Raw genomic sequence first — 17,397 nt, 5'->3', positions numbered from 1 at the left:
CCTCGACGTCCAGCCACTTCGCGGGGCCATGTAACATGGCGCCAACGGCAATCCAAAAATTATCGAGGAAGCGCCCAATGGCGCGGCGATCGCGACGTCGTCATTTCCAGAACGGGCGGGCCTGCTCGAGATCTCTCCAGAGCGCCTTGGCGCCGGTCCAGCCCAATTCGGCGCGCGCCTGACTCGCCCCGATCATCCAGCCGATGGCGCGCTGTATCGATGGCGCTTCGGCGCCGGGGACGTCCGCTCCCGTGAACATCGCTTTCAGCGTCGCGGCGTCGTTGAGATCGCCAAACACGGTCTGCAGCTTTTTTAGACGCTTCAAGAAAGGATCGATTCGTTTCGCCGGAAATAAGGAGCAAAAGAACTCGACGGCATAGCGCAGCTTTTTGAGCTCCTTGCGCAACTCGTGGCGCTGTTCCACGGTCAGCGTCTCAAGTCCCTGGGCATGCTTAGCGGTCTTTTTCCAGCGTTTGTTGAGAGACGCGCGCGCGAGCGTTGTAATCGGCGCCGCCAGCCGCTCGGTCTGGACGAAATCCTGAGGCACAAGCCAACCACGCGTCTCCACGAAGCGTGCAAGATCGATGAGGAACGCCTGCACGCGCGCGCCGACAATAAGCTTGCGCAGCTGCTCACGCCGTTCTCGCGCCTGCCGCGCGACCACATCAGCGAGCGCCAAAAGTCCGGGCTCGTCGGGATGAGTTTCGGCTTCCCGCCGCGCCATGTCGTTCGCCACCACATCGAGATCCCTCAGGCTCCCGACTTCCTGTCCGAGCCAGCGCGCCTCGGCGTCAAGCCGCTTCATCTCGGGGCTTCGCAGCACGGCGGCATAGACCAAAAATGCGCTGCGCAACCGCCGCAGGCCAACCCGCAGCTGGTGCGGCCCCTCGTCGTCGTCCAGCTGGCGAACGACGAGCACATTCGTGGCGATCTGATCGAGGCATTCGCGCAAGACGTCCCGGGCCGCTTGCTCGGCGGTTTGCGCGGGATCAAGCGCAAGGTTCTGAGCATTGCGGGGCGCAAGCGGCGAATCGATCCGTCCCTCTTGGGCCAACAAATAACCGCGCGCGGCCTTGGAAAGACGGGAGAACTGCAACCCGCCATCAGGAACTAGGATGAGCGCAATGTCGAACAGTCCGCTTGCCTTGCCTGCGAGGAGTTCGATTTCCAACTCGGAGAGCTCAGCAGAGCGTTCGCCAGCCCGAACCTCGCCAATGTCGAGCGCGAGCTCGGCGCGCGTGCCGTCGGAAAGCATCAACTCGCTCGTCCTGCGCGTGATCACGGTCTCGCAAACGGTTTGAAGCGGAGCGCCGTTGACGCGGTCAACGATCTCCTCACGAATCGATGAATCGGAAATTGCATCGAGACACAGGCGTCCGCCAGGCGCCGGGTTCTCTAGCTCGCCGACCTGCGACAGGCCGCCATGCAAGGTTCCCCTGGTTTTGACGCCCTGAATCCACCGCCGCCCATCGCGCCTGAGCCTCAGCGCAATTCCCGCCTTGTTCAGTGCGTGGTCGGGCGTATCGAGATAAATGCTTCTGAGCGTTCTCGTTACAGGAGCGCCGTGAGCCAGCTTCGACGCCTTCAGGCGCGCCCAAATCTCACTCGACATCTTCTTGTCCAGCAAGAGTTTTAGCTCGATCTCGCTCATGTGGGGAATATATCATTTTTGTAGCGGCGCGCAGCGCGATCGGCGCTACCTCGGCGGGTCGCTCCAGAGCGACTATGGCTCTGTTTGGTCGGACCTTTTTCTTTGCTTCTTTTTCTTCAGCACGATCGTCAGCTTATCGCCTCTTTTTGACACCTCTACAGATTTCAACAGGCTCTCTCCCAGAGAGATGCTGCCGCCGACAGCCTCAATCCACTGCTGCAGAATTTCCGCTTCGGTTTTGTCGCTATCTGTCATGTCGTCCTCTTAAACATGGGGGCTCTGGCATGGAACCGATGGCCTGAGCCAAGGGGGCATCGGCCACGACGAATCCAGACGCAGGTCATTCGCCTTATTTCTGCTGCGCAGTAGAAAACGCTTTCGTTGCGCGACGCCTTCCGTGGCAGAATAATCCAGTTCAGTGTCACATTCCGGAGAATTGAAAATTTTTGCTTTCACGGCTTTGCAACGAGCGGGGAGGCGAATTGATTCGGCGGCTCTGACGAGAGAACGCAGACAGCGGTCTCCAGAGCTTGTTCGGGCGAACGGTCGCAAGCCGCGCGGACTTGACAAATCAGCGTCCAAATAACCCGCGCATCGCGGCGAATAATCCCTTCGACCGCTCCTGAGTCGGCGGCGCATGCGCGAGGCTTTCGGCTTCGAGCCGCGCGACGTCCAGTTCAACTCCAGCGCGCGCGACGAGCGCGGCGAGAGTCGGCGCTTCATGCGGCGGCGCCCAGCCGCCGGCGCGCCGCAAGTCAAGATAGGCGTCGAGCATGTCGGCGGCGTCCATCGCGCCAGCTTCCGTGAAATGCGCGCGCGCCCGCTCGACCGCGGCGGCGTCGACGATGAATCGCGCCGCCTTCGCCGCTTCGCGCCGGACGCCGTCGTCGATCGCCAGAGCGACGCGCGCCTCGCGTAATGCGGCGACATCCGGCTCCTTCAAGAGCGCGCGCATGAGCCGCGCTTCTTGCGTGGCGTCAACGCCCGCCGGCGCCATGCCTTGGGCGCCGCAGGCGTCGAGATAGCGGGCAAGCAGTGAAGGCGCGCCGCGCGCCGGTGCGGTTTCGGCGGAAAGACGCGCGGACTGCGCAAATTCGCCGCCCTCCGCAATCCCCGCCGCAAGCGCGGGATCGGCGCAAAAGGCGCCATAGCCGCCGAGTTGCTGCAGGCGCGCGCGGGCCGGCCCCGTCTCGCCGATGACGAGCGCTGTGAAGCTCGCTTGCGCCAAAGGCTCGAGCGCATCCCACAGGCCCGGCGGCTCAAAACGCGCAGCGACTTCCGCCCGCGCCAGAGCGCCGTTCAGCGAAGCGACAAACTTGTCGCGCCGTCCTTTCAGCCCGGCGGCGCGTTCGGCCACGGCGCGGGCGGCTGCGCTGGTCGCGGCGCGCGCGGCGTCGGCGGCGCGGCGCATGAGATCGTCGAGAAGTCCCTCGTCATCCGTCGCGCGGCGCGGCGCCAGTCCGTCGCCTTCGACTCGAAAAAGCCGCGCGAAGGCGGGGCCGCCGGGATCGACCGGCGCGATGCCGAGATCGCCGGGCCCTGCCGCCGGGCAAACGAGGCCGACGTCATCGCCAAGGGCAGAGCCGTAAAATTCGATTTCCGCGGTTTCGCCCATGCCGGGAGCGGCTTTCTCGCGGCTGCGCCGCAAGGCTATTCCATCGACTTCCGCCTCTTCAGGATCGACAAGCAGGGCCAAAAGATTGCCGACGACGACCGGCTCCGCCGTTTCCGCCGCGTCGGGATGTTCATGCGGATCGCCCGTCGCCTGCCGCAGGTCGTCAAAGGTGAGCGGATCCACGGCGGGTTCTCCCGCCGACCGCTGCTCGAGCGTCCAGCCTTTCAGCCGCCGGCGCTGGTTCATCGCCAGCGCGACGCTGCATCGGCCGAGCAGCGTGGCGCTCTCTTCGATCGAATCGGGAATTCGCAGGCGAAGAATAATGCGCGGCGCGCCGGGTTCGCGCAGCCAATGCTCCATGATGGCGAAGGGCGCCTCGCGCGCGTCGGCGGCCGCCGACGATTCGAACGGCGCCGCCTCCAGGACGAGTCGGCTCTGATAGGCCGGGAAGATGCGGCGCGCCGGGGCGAGGCGGATGACGACGGCGTTGTCGGCGCGTTCGACGACGCGGCGCTGGCCGATCGCCCATACCAATCGCGCGCCGGCCGCCGCGGTCTGCTCGCGCGACAGCCGTTCGACGTCGCCGCGCGCCGGAACCGCCGCCAGCCGAAAGGCGACGGGGTCGGCGCCGCCGGCGTCCGGCAGCAACGTCAGGAGCAGACGCCAGTCGCCGCCCTGCGGCAGGTCGCGCTCCGCGGAGAGCGCCAGGATGAGTTCGGCGCCATCGGCGGCGGTCAGTCGGATGAATCGATCCTCAGGCGGCACATCAACGACAATGATGCGGGCGCGCCAGCGCGCGGCGCTGATGACGTCGATGAGCGTGGGCGCGTTCGTAAAGCGCTCGTCCCGCGCCGAGATGACCGTGAGTTCCGGCCGGACCGCCGCGCGTTCGGCGCCCTCAAACCAGCCGATGGCCAGCCGGCGCCGCCCATCCCAGTAATAGTCGAACTGCTCTCTCCACATTGACGGCCGCGCCCGAGCGTGAGGCATGGCGCCGTCGCCATGCGAAGCTGAAGTCGCCAGGAGCATATCCGCGCGCGCCGCAATCACGCAATTCTGCGCCGTGGCGCTCGCCGCCGCGCCAAATTCTCGTGCAACGCCATGACGTTGTTCCGCCACATAGTCCGCGTAAACGGCTTGAGCGCCGACCGCCGCCTTCGCAATAGGGCTCCCCTGCGCGGGCGTGAAGGCGCGATTTCAGGGCGGAACGATAGATAAAAGCGGGGCTTTGATGAAAATATTGATCACCGGGGGCGCGGGGTTCATCGGCTCGGCCGTTGCGCGCGCCGTCATCGGCGAGAGCGTCGATCAGATTCTCGTTTTCGACAAGCTCACCTATGCGGGAAATCTCGCATCGCTGCGCCCCATCGCGGATAGTCCGCGTTTCTCCTTCCTCCAAGCCGATATCTGCGACGCGGCGGCAGTCGCGCGCGCCTTCGAGGATTTTCGGCCCGACGTGGTCATGCATCTTGCCGCCGAAAGCCATGTCGATCGCTCGATCGACGGGCCGGCGGCCTTCATCGAAACCAATGTCGTCGGGACCTTCGTGATGCTGCGGGCGGCGCTGGATTATTGGCGCCAGCTCGATCGCGCCCACGCGCGCAACTTCCGCTTCATGCATATCTCCACCGATGAGGTGTTCGGCGCGCTTGGCGCGGAAGGGCTGTTTCACGAAGACACGCCCTATGCCCCGACGTCGCCCTATTCGGCTTCGAAGGCGGGCTCCGACCATCTCGTGCGCGCCTGGCGTCACACTTACGGTCTTCCGACGATCGTCACCAATTGCTCCAATAATTACGGACCCTATCATTTCCCGGAGAAGCTGATTCCGCTCACCATCATCAATGCGATCGAGGAGAAGCCGCTGCCGGTTTATGGCCGCGGCGAGAATGTGCGCGACTGGCTTTATGTCGAGGACCACGCCTCGGCGCTGATGCGCGTGGCGCGCGAAGGCGACGTCGGCGAGTCCTATAACGTCGGCGGCCGCAATGAATGGCGCAACATCGACGTGGTTGAAGCCATCTGCGAACTGATGGACGAATTTCGTCCGCGGCGCGCCGGATCTCATCGCGATCTCATCGCTTTTGTCGCCGACCGGCCGGGACATGATCTGCGCTACGCCATTGACGCCTCCAAGATCGAGCGGGAACTCGGATGGCGGCCGGCCGAGCGGTTTGAAACTGGTCTTCGCAAAACCGTGCGCTGGTATCTCGATAATTCGGATTGGTGGCAAGCGATCCGCTCGGGCACATATCGCGGCGAGCGCCTCGGCGTGCTAACCGAGCAAGATGAAGAAGCCGTCGCCTGACGCGCGACAGGGGGGCTGTTTGTTTGAAGATCTCGAGCTTTCGGGGCTGAAGCTCGTCACGCCTAAAAAATTTGGCGACGAGCGCGGCTTCTTTTGCGAAACGCATAATGAAAAGACCTGGGCGAACGCCGGATTGAATTTCGACTTCGTCCAGGACAATCACTCATTGTCCCGCGACATCGGGACGGTGCGTGGTCTGCATTTCCAGACCGCGCCTTTCGCGCAGGACAAGCTCGTCCGCGTGATCAGCGGCCGCATACTCGACGTCGCCGTCGATTTAAGGCGGTCTTCGCCGACGTTCGGGCGTCACGTCGTGGTCGAGCTTTCAAAAGAGAACTGGCGTCAGCTGTTCATTCCCATCGGTTTCGCGCATGGTTTCGTCACGCTCGAGCCCGATACGGAAGTCATCTACAAGGTGACGAATTTCTATTCGCCGCAGCATGATTGCGGCGTCGCCTGGGACGACCCTGACATCGGGATCGCGTGGCCGGCCGCCGCCGAAAGCGCCGTGCTGTCGGACAAGGATCGCAAATGGCCGCGGCTGCGGGATCTGACGGAAGTTTTCGCGTAGAGTGGGCAAGATGAAGCGCATCGCCGTCACGGGGCTCACCGGCCAGGTCGTCAGCTCGCTCATCGAGCGTGCGCCGAGAGGCGTCGAAATGCTGGCGCTCGGCCGCCCGCGCTTCGATCTCTCCTCCCGCGACATGGTTCTTGCGTCTTTGCGCAGCGTGCGCTGCGACGCCATCATCAACGCCGCCGCCTATACTCAGGTCGACAAGGCCGAGAGCGAGCCTGACGTGGCGATGCGCGTCAATGGCGCGGGCGCAGGCTTCGTCGCCGAAACCGCCGCCGAATTGAAGGTGCCGCTGCTGCATCTTTCGACCGACTATGTCTTCGACGGCGCGCTGGACCGTCCCTATCGCGAAGACGACGAACCCAGCCCGACCGGCGCCTATGGGCGCTCGAAGCTCGAAGGCGAAAGGCAAATCGCCGCGCGCTGCGAGAATTGCGCCGTTTTGCGCACCGCCTGGGTTTACAGTCCGTTTGGAACGAATTTCGTCAAGACGATGCTGCGTCTCGGCGAGACCCGCGAAGAAATCGGCGTCGTCGCCGATCAGATCGGCAATCCGACAAGCGCGCTCGACATCGCCGATGCGCTGCTCGCCATCGCTGAAAGACTCGTCGACGATTCCGATCCGCGCCTGCGCGGCGTTTTCCACATGACCGGGCAGGGCGAAGCCAGCTGGGCGGACATGGCGGATGCGATCTTTTCGGCGGCGGAGACGAAAGGCCGTAAGCCCGTGCGCGTCAAGCGCATCGCGACGGCGGACTATCCGACGCCGGCGCGCCGCCCAGCGAATTCAAGGCTCGACAACGCCAAGCTCGAAGTCAGCTATGGCGTCGCGCTGCCGAAATGGCGCGACTCCGTGAACGCCTGCGTCGCCCGATTAATTCCAACCTGAACAGGATTCTCCATGCGCGGCATCATTCTCGCCGGAGGAAGCGGCACCAGGCTGCATCCGATGACGCTCGTCACGTCGAAGCAATTGCTCCCCGTCTACGACAAGCCGATGATCTACTACCCGCTCGCCACGCTGATGCTCGCGGGCGTGCGCGAGATCCTGATCATCACCACGCCCGAGGATCTGCTTTCTTTCAAGCGGCTGCTCGGGAGCGGCGCGCAATGGGGCCTGTCGCTGTCTTACGCCGTGCAGCCGCGGCCGGAGGGGCTGGCGCAAGCCTATCTCATCGGCGCCGAATTCGTCGATGGCGAACCCTCGGTGCTCATCCTTGGCGACAACATCTTCTACGGCCACGGCCTGCCGGAAGTGTTGAGCGAATCGTCGCGCAGCTCGGCGGCGGTCTTCGCCTATCACGTGCGCGATCCGGAGCGTTACGGCGTCGTCGAATTCGACTCCGCCGGCCGCGCCATCTCGATCGAAGAGAAGCCGCCTCGGCCTCGATCGAATTGGGCGGTGACCGGTCTTTATTTTTACGACGAACGCGCGCCGGAATTCGCGGCGCAACTGAAGCCTTCGCCGCGCGGCGAATTGGAGATCACCGATCTCAACCGCATCTATCTGGAGCTCGGCGAACTGCAGGTCGCCCGACTTGGCCGCGGATTCGCCTGGCTCGACACCGGCACGCCCGAGGCGCTGATCGAAGCCAGCGAATATGTGCGCGCCATCGAGCAGCGGCAGGGACAGCGCGTCGCCTGCCTCGAAGAGATCGCCTTCCGCGCCGGTTGGATCGACGCCGCGCAGGCGCGCGCCGCCTCGTCAAAACTCTCCAAAAGCGGCTATGGTCAATATATCTCGCAGGTGCTCGCGGAGATGGAGCGGGAGGTTTCGCCGGTCGCATAGAGCGGCGAAGCCGCGGCGCGCCGCAGCTCGGCGGCGAGGGTTTTGGGATCGAAGCGACGCATCGCATCGGCCGGCGGCGCTGAGGGACGCTGACGCGCAACGATGGCGTCGACGAAAGGCTCCATTCTCGCGACAGTGTCCTCGATCAGATCCGCAAGCGATGCGGGATCGAGCCGCGCGGGCGAAACGATGTTGTCGAACCGGCGGCGCAAATCCTTCCCCGCGAAAGCGTTGGTGATTGTCGCGAGCCCGGCTTCCGCCATTTCGAGCGGCGGATAGCTCGGGTGGGGAGAGATCATCAGCGAAACGCCGACAAGCGCGCGGCTGAGATGGTCGGCGTAGTCATCGAGCCGGGCCTTCCCGCCGACGGTGGCGTTCTGCACCGGATAGAGAAGCGAGTCTGGAAAATCCTCGCCGAGAAAAATGATGTTCCAGCGGCTCGCCCGGAGCGGATCGCGCTGCTGCCAAATGACGAGCGCGGCGCAAATCAACTCAAAGGCGTTGCGCGCGACAGCTGGCCGCCCATACACCAGCATCGCCGGCTCTCGCGCGACATTCGTCAGCCGCTCGCCAATGCGTTGGTTGAGTTCGTAGGGAATATAACAGGCGTCACGGAACTGATATTTCTCGGTCATGACCGAGAAGAGCTCTTCAGAATTGACGATTGCGATTGTCTGATCGCCGTGATGATAGGTCGCTTCGGCAAAACAGGACTTTGCGCCGCGGCCATAGAAGTGCGGCTCGTCGTCCTGAATGAGGTAAATGAACGGACGCTCGCCGCCGAAATAGCGCGCGCGGTCGCGCTCCATCGCCAGCGCGAATTCCGCGGTCCACCAGGCCGTCGCGAAAAAAAAGTCATTGGCGCGCAGGTTCAGCCTGCCGCCTTCCCGCTCGTTGGCGTCGACGAGCGCAGCCCTTTCGGCGTCGAGGCTGGCCGCATAGGGAACCGGCGCATAGCCGGGGAGCGCCGCATAGGCTTCGGGTTCGATATCCGCGTCGGTCACCACGATGCGCGCATCGAAATCGTCGCCGAGTTCGGCGAGCAACGCCGAGAAGAGTTTCATCGCGGTCGCTATCCCGCCGAAGGTCTGCTGCGGATTGACGGTCGGGGTCAGCAGTGTCAGGCGCGGCCGATCGTTGCGCGACGGATAGGAGAGCAGAGGCCGCGTTTCGGCGATCGGGGTTGCATAGGGATGAAAATTGGAGTCGACGCATGCGAGCGCGGGTTGGAAGACCTTGAGCCGATGCTCCGCGAGGTCGTCGGCGCTGTGCACGGGCAGCAGCGTATGGCCCATCGGATAGAGATCGCGCTGCGCGACTTTGAGCCATTCGAAGCCGCGCGATTCAGCAATCATCAGCAGAGAACGTTCGATGGCGTGCGCAAGAGTGCCGTCAACCTGTCCGCTCTCTGGCGGGAAGTCGGCGAACCCGATGTCGAGGTCGAGCAGCGGTCGGATCGCGGCGGTCCTGCCCCAGAACATGGAGCCGGAGGGAAATTCGAGCGTGAGGTTCTTGTCGATCTCGATATTCATCCGCTTCAACAGATTGCGCGCCAGATCGTAGTCGTAGCCCCAATTCAAAATGCCGCGCAGTTCGAAAAGATGCTGCGGAAATACGACGCCGAGCCGCGGATCGTCGAACAGCGAGAGAATCGAGCGCACGATGCGCTCTGACCCGAGAAGATTGTCGATGAGATAGTCGCGCCAGCGCGCCAGCGCCTCACCGCCGTGGGGCGAGCGCTTGGTGTGAAGGTGGATGAACAGCTCGTAATTGGCGTAGACGTCGCGAAACCCGAAGAATTTGGCGGCGATGTCGCGCCCGCGATTCGGGCAGATGCGCGTCAACACCTTGCCCTTGCGCCAGTCGGCGCAGACCGCGTCGACCGCCCGCTTCTTTTCCTCGGTGTCCGTCGAGACGCAAAGATCCAGCGCGCCGGGAACGTTATGCAGCTTTTCGAGGACAAGCGGCAGCACGTCCGGATAGAAGGCGTGGACGATGGCGACGATCGAATGCGCGCGCTTCGGGCTCGCGTCATAAGCGAAAGGCGTCTCGAGCGCGAAGTCCATTTCATTGACCGGACGGCGGGAGGGAACGACCCCGTCCGGCTTGGTCAATTCATAAGTGTAGTAATAGCTGATCGCCGCCTGACGCAGCGGGTCGTTGATCGGATTGCGTCGCCGGCCGAGCGGCGGATCATATTGCGCGGCGATCTGGCGCAATACGGCGCCGCAGGCGGCGCGCAACCCCTGTTCGCGCAGGAAGCGTGGACCGTCCCGCAAAAGATCGCGCGGCGCGAGAAACACGCCGACCGGCGAATCGATCAGCTTCGCCAGTTCGCGCATCGCCGCTCCGTAGAGCGCCACGGCGCCTCGTGTGGTCAGGATAATGTAGCCATTGCGCAGATGACGGCGCGCCCATTGCAGCCTGGTTTCGGATTTCTTTTCCGTCATGCGGGCGCCTTCCAGTCGAGCTTGGGCAATTCGGGGCGGTGGAAATTTACGAAAATTCAACCGTCTCCGGCTTAAACGAAAACCGTTTATCTCGCCATGACTTAGCCAAGAATTCGGCGTAACCAAGGCCCGCGGCGCGCTAGGGGCTGCGCCGGGGGAATGTGAGGGCACACCAACCGTCCGCCGCTCGGGAATCATGATCAAGCTTGACAATGTCTTTAAGTATTATCGCTCGCACGGCCACAGGAAGGTCGTGCTCGATCATGTCAGCCTCGACTTCGCCGCTGGCCGCAGCTACGGCATTCTCGGCGTCAATGGGGCCGGAAAATCGACTCTGATGCGCCTCCTCGCAGGCACCGAGCTGCCCAACGGAGGGCGGGTCGTGCGCTCCTCGCGCGTCTCGTGGCCGCTGGGGTTTTCCGGCGGGCTGCACCCGATGCTCAGCGGACGCGAAAACGTGAAGTTCGTCGCGCGCGTATACGGACAGGACGCGCGCAAGGTTATCGACTTTGTCGAGGACTTCGCCGAGATTGGCGCCTATATCGACGCCCCGATTCGCACCTATTCGTCCGGCATGATGGCGCGTCTCGCCTTTGGCCTGTCGCTCTCGATCGAATTCGACTGCTATCTCATCGACGAGGTCACCGCCGTTGGCGACGCGCGCTTCGCTGCGCGGTGCCAAGAGGAGTTCTCCAAGCGCCGGCGAACCGCGGACGTTATCATGGTGTCGCACGCCATGACGACCATTCAGCAATATTGCGATCGCGGCATGGTGCTGGCGGGCGGGCGAATGCACGTCTTCAACAGCGTCGACGACGCGATCGAACTTTATAAGAAGCTCAATGCCTGAAGCCGTTCACGCCCAGCAGCCGGAGATCACGGTCTCGCTCGCCGACCCCGAGCGGGGGCCGCTGAGCCCGCAGGACGCTAGCTTTAAGGCGAAATCGATTTCGCGCGCGCTGCGCAGGGCCGCGAATAAATCCCGCGCGCCGACGAGCGTCATCGCCGGGGGCGGCGGCTTCCAGGCGCGACGCGGCGACCGCGCGTTCCGCCTCGGCGTTCTCGCCAGCTTCGCCGCCTTCGTCATAGCCCCGTTTCTCGTCGCCTCGATCTATTGGGGGCTGATCGCCAGCAAGCAATATGTGACCGAAACCAAATTCGCGCTGCGCGCCGGCGAAGCGTCGAGTCTCGATCTCTTGAGCGGAGGCGCCATGGGTTCGCAGGCCTCTCAGCAGATGCAGGACGCGCAGGTTCTCGTCAATTTCATCCGGAGCCGCTCGATGGTCGAAGCGCTCGACCGGAAGGTCGGCTTGCGCGCCATGTTCTCGCGTTCCGGAGTCGACTATTTTTCGAGTTTCGATCCGGAAGATTCGATTGAGGAGCTGGAAAAATACTGGAAACGGCGGATCGACGCGAGCCTCGACATGATGTCCGGCATCATTTCCGTCAATGTGCGCGCCTTCACGCCACGCGATTCGCTCAGCATCGCGCAGAACGTCACTGACCTTTCGGAACGGCTCGTTAACGAACTGTCAACGCGCTCCAGGCGCGATGCGCTGGCGCAGGCGCGCACGGAACTGACGCGCGCGGAAGAACAGTTGAAGAATGCGACTGGCTCCATGCGCGACGCGCGCAATACCGAGGGCGTGCTTGACGCGCCCGCTGCGGCGGAGGCGATCAACAAGCTCATCACCACGCTTCGGCTTGAACTCGCGGCGACCCAGGAAGATCTCGCGCTGCACAGCGACTCGGCGACGTCGGACTCGCCTCAAGCGCGCCTGCTCACCGCGCGGGTTCAGAGCCTCAAGAGCCAGATTGACGAATATTCGACGCAAATCGCCGGCGGCGGCGAGAGGGGGGAGGGCTCTCTGGCGCAGCGTGCGGGCGTGCTTTCCATGCATCAGATCGAGCTTGATCTCGCCCGGCAAAGATATGCGCTCGCCGCATCGATGTTTGAAAACGCCCGAGTCGATCTCGAAACGCAGCGCGCCTATCTCGTCTCCTTCCTGCGCCCGACGCTTGCGGAAAAATCTCTCTATCCCCGGCGTTGGATCGAATGGGGCATTATTGTCGCGCCGGCGACGATCGGCTGGCTCGCGCTCGTCGCCGTGGCCTTCCTTATCCGCGATCATATGGCCAAATAGCGGACGAGGCAGCGGGGCCGAAACGCGGATCGGCGGCGCTTATCGGTTGAGATGGAGCGATCGTGTTTTTCAATATTGACGCCGACGACGGCGCCGCCATTGGTGGCTGGCTCGCGCCGGATAATCCTTCCGCCGTTCCGAAGATCCTGGTCCGCAGACCGGGAGAAGAAGACGTTGAAATCTCGGCGACCATTCAGCGTCCGGACGTGCGCGACCTCGGCGTTCACGCCACCGGTCTCGTTGGCTTTCTGATCGACGACAAGATGATCCAGGGGCTGCCGGGCGTTGAGGATATCGAACTGCTCGAAGCCGACACCGGAATTCTGATCTACCGGCGATTCAAGAAGGGACGGCACATCGAGCGCAAATTTTTTCTGTTCGACGGTTCGATTCGCCCCATCGAGAAATTGGGCGGACGGTCGAAAAATCTGTTCACGCTCACCTACCCGTCGACCGAGCGCTATGCGTTCGAGACCATGCTCGTGCTCATTAACAACAGTTTCAACAAATCAATCTTCATGTCGGGGCGCTCGAGCTTCCCGCGCTATGCGCATTTTCTTTCCAATGCGAAATTCACGACCGCGGCGCTGTTGAGCGACCCCTTCGAGGAGCTGGCGCAGCGACTGGTGATCCTCAGCCTGATCCAGAAGTCGGATTCGACGCATATGCTGCCGCTGCTCTTCACCGGGCTGACGGCGTTGAGCGATTTTGTTCGCGACCTGCCGCTCGAAGATCCGAAAGGCATCCTTGCGAAATTCCGGAATATTTCCGATGAGGAGCGTGAGGCGCTCATAAGCCCGATGACGCGAATGTTCGGCTGCATCCCGGGCGAGACGCCGGAGCGCCGTCACGTTCCGGCCGCGCTCGAGAACCTGGCGTCGATGGAACTCGTGGGCGTGCGCAGCCGCTTTCGTGATTTCAGCGCGTTGCTTGCCGGCATCCTCGGTCACGATCTCACCGGCGATTATGAACCGGTGGTGCACCCTTCGATCAGCGCGCTGGCCGATCGGCTGTCGCGCATCAGCCTCGTCGCGGACCTTCTTGAAGCCGATTTGGCGCTCTATTCCTTCGCCGAGGAATCGGTTGTCTCCGCGCTCTCCGATGACGCCGACGTCGTCGCGCGGGACACTCAAACCATGTGATCGTCGATGCTCGCGACGATCAGCGAAATCGCCGCCCAGGCGACGAGCAGCGCGCAAAACAGCAGGATGGTGTTCGCCGCGGCCTTCGGGTAACTCGCAGATTCCGGCAACGTCGGCTCGACGATCGTGAGGAGATAGAGCTGCTGTTTTGCAAGTTCCTGCCGCGCGTGATGGTAGGAGGTCTGCGCAATCGAATAGAGCCTTTCAGCGAATTGCTCGTCGAGCTTCAGGCGCTCATAGGACGCGATCTGCGAGGAAACGGCGTCGGCGCCCTGCGGGTCCGTCAGCTTCTTCTTGAGCTCCGCGATCTGCTGGTCGATCGCCGCAAGACGCGTGCGTTGCAGCCGTTGGCTGGGCGCATCGCTGGAGAGCGACGAAGAAAATGTCGAAAGCGCGTTGACGATATCCATGCGCTCCATTGTGAGCTTGGCCAACAGTTCGCCAATACTTGTAGCGCGCGAACCCGGGTCGATGATGACGTTCTTGTTGCGGAACTGAAGCGTCTTCTCGCGCGCGTCGGCAAGCATCTGACGGGACAGCGTCACTTCGAGCTCGGCGCGGCTCAATGCGTCGGTGCGATTGCGCACTGTGATCTTGTTGACGAGTTCCTCGCTGAGCTTGACGATATCGCGCGCGACGTCGAGCGCGTCCTTGGGCTGGAATGCGTCGGTGCGCACGGTCAAAATGCCGGAAAGGGTGTCGACGCTGGCCGAAATATGACTCAACCAATATTTCCAGATTTCTTCCGCGTTGGCGTTTCTGCCTAGCCGTGAAAAATAGTCGACGCCGGAGCCCGCAAACTTTTTCTCCATGTAGTCGCGGCCGCCGAGGTCGGCGACAATGGCGCGGCTTTTCACGTAATTGAGCACCATGAAGGCGTCCTGCGAGGCCGTACTGGAGCCTCCACCCGTCAGCTTGGTGATCATCGACGCTGCGTCGGTCCCCGTTTTTTTTTCATGTTGGGCGCGCACGGTCAGCCGGGTCTCTGCGACGTAGCGCTCCGACTGCCAGAAGCAGGCGTAAAGCCAGAACAGGAAAGTCGGCAGAACAACGGCGAAGATGAAGCTGCGTCCGAGCAGCCCGCCGCCCGCGTCCGCCCTGGCGGTCGCCAGTTTCTCGGCCATGCCCTCGAAGCTTTCGCGAATCAGCGTCGGCAGGCGGCTCGCGGCGTCCCTCGTCGTCAGCGGCGCGAAAATCTCAACGGCCTTGGTCGACGAGAAACGCGCCACGTTCTGCGCGGTGGCGATCACTTCTGACAGTTTAGGCGGTCTCGGAGCCCTATGCGTGCTCATCTACCCTCAAGTCGCTGACCTGTTCATGCGCTACGCATGTTAACTGAGGCTGAATCGCCTGAGCGCGTTGACGCGGCGTCGGTCCCTGGCGGCCCTATCATTCGGGCGGAGCAGACAGTTTTCCCGCGCCGCAAATTAAGCGGGTCGGGGCCCCGGCGCAAGCGGGCAACATCACGGTAAAGCTTCGCTATTGGCGTAGAGAGACAGCCCCGGATGGAAATGCGGATCGTCACGAATGACGGCGCGCCAGCGTTCGTAAAACGCGCGGCGCTCGGTCTCGTAGACGCGCTGCAGACGAAGTGCGCCGCCGCCGCGGCTCGCCGACTGACGATGGATGAGAATCGTCTGCGTGTGGCAGATCGTGCGCCAGCCTCGCGCCGCGAGTCGCAGGCATAAGTCGACGTCGTTCAACTCGACGGGAAGATTGACCTCGTCGAAGCCTCCGACGGCGTTGAATTTGTGTCGTTCGATCATCATGCAGGCGCCGGTCACCGCCGAGACGTCGTGCGGCAAGACATTTCGGCGCATCCAGCCGCGATCGTCTTCGGTCACGCCGGCGCCGAAATGGCCTGCGACGCCGCCCATGCCGAGCAAGACGCCGACGTGCTGAACGCGGCCGCCGGGATAAAGCAGCTTCGCGCCCACGGCGCCGACATCCGGCGCCGACGCAAAAAAGAGCAGCCGTTCGATCCAGTCCGGCGTCACCACTTCGGTGTCGTTGTTGAGGAAAATCAGATAATCGCCGCGCCCCGCGCCCGCGCCGGCGTTGCACAGGGCGGAGAAATTGAAGGCGCCTGACTTATGCAGGACCTTGAGCCGAGAATCCTTCGCTTGCAGCGCCTGCAGCAGCGCCTGCGTGCGCGGCTCGACGCTGTCATTGTCGACGACAATGACGTCGAATTGTGGATAGAGACTCTTGCGCAGCAGGCTGTCGAGGCAGGGCGCGAGCAGATCGATGCGGTCGCGCGTCGGAATGACGATGGTCGCCGCAGGGGGCGGGCCGCGGAATACAGCGTCGATCGTCGTTCGCCGCCCGCTCGCCGCCCGCGCAAGGCGGAACAATGGCTGGCGCACCGCGCCGACGTCGTTGTTTCCCGCGCGTGACAGCAGCCCGTCGATCAGTGCGTCGGGGCCGGCTTCGATCCAGTCGGATTCAGCCGCCAGGAGGCTTGCGCGCACGCAGGCCGCGCGGCCGACATAATTTTCAAAACGATGAAGCGTCGGGCTCCAGCCGGGTTTGTAGATCGGGCGCAAGGCGTCGCCTTCGCCGACGGTTTCATCCGCATAGGCGATGGCGTGCTGCGGATGGCGGGCGAAATGTTCGACAAAGCAGGCGCAGGCGTCGGGCGCCAGACGATCTCCGGCGATGAGCGGCAGCACGAGATCGCGAGCGTCGAGCTGCGCCGCGTCGGTCGTTGTGATGAACGCGCAATGCGGATAGGTCTGATCTACGACGCTCGCGCGCGTCGTTTCGATGTCGCGCGGCGACGCGCCGCGGGTGTCGACCAGCGCGACCACTCTCGGCGCTTTTGCCCAGTCGGTCCGAGGCCGGTCTATGCGAGGATCGCTCCCGCGCGTCCGCGCGGCGCGCCAGGACGGGTACGTCGACATCGGCGCGGCGCCGAGCGCCCAGCGCCAGTTGATCTCCGCTTCCTGCGTCAGTCCGACCATATCGGCCGACAGGGCGAAGAACAGACGCTTGGGCGCCGCGGATGCTTTGCGCAGCGCCTCGACGCGGCCCAGCGGCCGCGCGCCCACTATGCGGAAGCTGAAGGCCCCGGAACGATTGGTCGGGCTGATCCAGACCGCGGTCGTCTCGCGCGGAACGCGCCCGATCCAAAGCCCAACGCCTTCGCAAGGCGATGGCAGAATGTGCTCTTTGAATTCCTCGCCAATCCAAAATCGCAGGATCGGCCGCACCGGCGCGTCATAAAAGCTCGCCGCATAGCGAAGTTCGATGAATCCCCCAGGCGGAAATCCCTTCACGCCGCAAAAGCGCAGCCACGGCTCCTGCGACAGCGCAAATAAGCCGTCTTGCTCGCGCCGAACGTCGCGCGCGGGCTCCAGAGACATGGACTCGCTCGCAGCGTCTGACGGCGGCAAATTCAGCGCCCCCCTGTGGCGCAAGCGCGCAAAGCATGAGAGTCGACGACGATTCCAGCGTCGGAAAACGAACGCGCTTCGATAATAATCTCCACAATGTCGCATTTGGCGGCCGCGCCCGAACGACCGGAACAAAAGAATTACGTCAGACCCGGCGGGAAACTATGGGCGCATCGCCGCGAGGTCAACACGCGCGCTTTCGTGCGATTCTCGCAAAATTGGATGTGAATTCAGAGCCGCAATGCGCGGGTTTTTACGCATCTGCGTGCGGCGATTGGTGTAGCCGAAACGGGACGCGACGCCAATTGTTGGAATGCCGCAGGGCAGGG

13 protein-coding genes are annotated in these 17,397 nt (G+C 63.3%); 7 read left to right on the top strand and 6 right to left on the bottom strand.

Annotation, left to right across the window (positions count from 1 at the left end; translation table 11 throughout):
- Positions 1–100: 100 nt before the first annotated feature.
- The 3 genes from ACPS74_RS09105 to ACPS74_RS09095 all read right to left on the bottom strand — a co-directional run bounded on the left by ACPS74_RS09105 (position 101) and on the right by ACPS74_RS09095 (position 4,385).
- A complete protein-coding gene (locus ACPS74_RS09105) occupies positions 101–1,651 on the bottom strand; it encodes a CHAD domain-containing protein (protein WP_029651112.1) in 1,551 nt (516 codons plus the stop codon).
- A 72-nt stretch (positions 1,652–1,723) separates the two neighbouring features.
- Complete coding sequence (locus tag ACPS74_RS09100) at positions 1,724–1,906, bottom strand: hypothetical protein (RefSeq protein ID WP_029651111.1); 183 nt, start codon at positions 1,904–1,906, stop codon at positions 1,724–1,726.
- 316 nt (positions 1,907–2,222) lie between these two features.
- On the bottom strand, positions 2,223–4,385 hold the full coding sequence (locus tag ACPS74_RS09095; protein ID WP_051381798.1) for a hypothetical protein: 2,163 nt from the start codon (positions 4,383–4,385) through the stop codon (positions 2,223–2,225).
- Between the two features lie 112 nt (positions 4,386–4,497).
- Between ACPS74_RS09095 and rfbB the strand changes: the two genes are divergently transcribed.
- Genes rfbB through rfbA form a run of 4 tightly spaced genes read left to right on the top strand, consistent with a single transcriptional unit; the run spans position 4,498 to position 7,937 of the window.
- Complete coding sequence (gene rfbB / locus ACPS74_RS09090) at positions 4,498–5,574, top strand: dTDP-glucose 4,6-dehydratase (RefSeq protein WP_029651109.1); 1,077 nt, start codon at positions 4,498–4,500, stop codon at positions 5,572–5,574.
- Complete coding sequence (gene rfbC / locus ACPS74_RS09085; RefSeq protein ID WP_051381797.1) at positions 5,555–6,145, top strand: dTDP-4-dehydrorhamnose 3,5-epimerase; 591 nt, start codon at positions 5,555–5,557, stop codon at positions 6,143–6,145. The genes rfbB and rfbC overlap by 20 nt, the downstream gene beginning before the upstream one ends.
- A 10-nt stretch (positions 6,146–6,155) precedes the next feature.
- Entirely contained in the window at positions 6,156–7,037 is an 882-nt protein-coding gene (rfbD, locus tag ACPS74_RS09080) for a dTDP-4-dehydrorhamnose reductase (protein ID WP_029651107.1), read from the top strand.
- Positions 7,038–7,049: 12 nt separating this feature from the next.
- Positions 7,050–7,937: a glucose-1-phosphate thymidylyltransferase RfbA gene (gene rfbA, locus ACPS74_RS09075; protein WP_029651106.1), complete on the top strand. Its 888-nt coding sequence runs from the start codon at positions 7,050–7,052 to the stop codon at positions 7,935–7,937.
- Here the strand turns inward: rfbA and ACPS74_RS09070 are convergent.
- Positions 7,880–10,387 (bottom strand): rhamnan synthesis F family protein, encoded by a 2,508-nt coding sequence (locus ACPS74_RS09070; RefSeq protein ID WP_029651105.1) that lies wholly within the window; start codon positions 10,385–10,387, stop codon positions 7,880–7,882. The two genes, rfbA and ACPS74_RS09070, sit on opposite strands and share 58 nt — an antisense overlap.
- 196 nt (positions 10,388–10,583) lie before the next feature.
- On the opposite strand from ACPS74_RS09070, the gene ACPS74_RS09065 reads away from it, so the two are divergent.
- From ACPS74_RS09065 to ACPS74_RS09055, 3 genes are all read left to right on the top strand, one after another.
- The gene (locus ACPS74_RS09065; protein ID WP_018406178.1) at positions 10,584–11,237 is read left to right on the top strand and encodes an ABC transporter ATP-binding protein; all 654 of its coding nucleotides are present in this window, start codon (positions 10,584–10,586) and stop codon (positions 11,235–11,237) included.
- On the top strand, positions 11,230–12,531 hold the full coding sequence (locus tag ACPS74_RS09060) for a hypothetical protein (RefSeq protein WP_029651104.1): 1,302 nt from the start codon (positions 11,230–11,232) through the stop codon (positions 12,529–12,531). Before ACPS74_RS09065 ends, ACPS74_RS09060 begins: the two co-directional genes overlap by 8 nt.
- Before the next feature lie 62 nt (positions 12,532–12,593).
- A complete protein-coding gene (locus tag ACPS74_RS09055; RefSeq protein WP_029651103.1) occupies positions 12,594–13,673 on the top strand; it encodes a hypothetical protein in 1,080 nt (359 codons plus the stop codon).
- Here ACPS74_RS09055 and ACPS74_RS09050 read toward each other — a convergent pair.
- Both ACPS74_RS09050 and ACPS74_RS09045 read right to left on the bottom strand, forming a co-directional pair.
- The gene (locus ACPS74_RS09050; protein ID WP_239753744.1) at positions 13,661–14,965 is read right to left on the bottom strand and encodes a hypothetical protein; all 1,305 of its coding nucleotides are present in this window, start codon (positions 14,963–14,965) and stop codon (positions 13,661–13,663) included. The two genes, ACPS74_RS09055 and ACPS74_RS09050, sit on opposite strands and share 13 nt — an antisense overlap.
- Before the next feature lie 171 nt (positions 14,966–15,136).
- Positions 15,137–17,038, bottom strand: a complete 1,902-nt coding sequence (locus ACPS74_RS09045) for a glycosyltransferase family 2 protein (RefSeq protein ID WP_029651101.1) — start codon at positions 17,036–17,038, stop codon at positions 15,137–15,139.
- Positions 17,039–17,397 lie beyond the last annotated feature (359 nt).

The sequence above is a fragment of the Methylocystis sp. SB2 genome, assembly GCF_049817085.1.
Classification (GTDB): Bacteria; Pseudomonadota; Alphaproteobacteria; order Rhizobiales; family Beijerinckiaceae; genus Methylocystis; species Methylocystis rosea.
The sequence above is the reverse complement of the archived record's forward strand: the minus strand, read 5'-3'. Positions and strand labels throughout refer to the sequence as shown.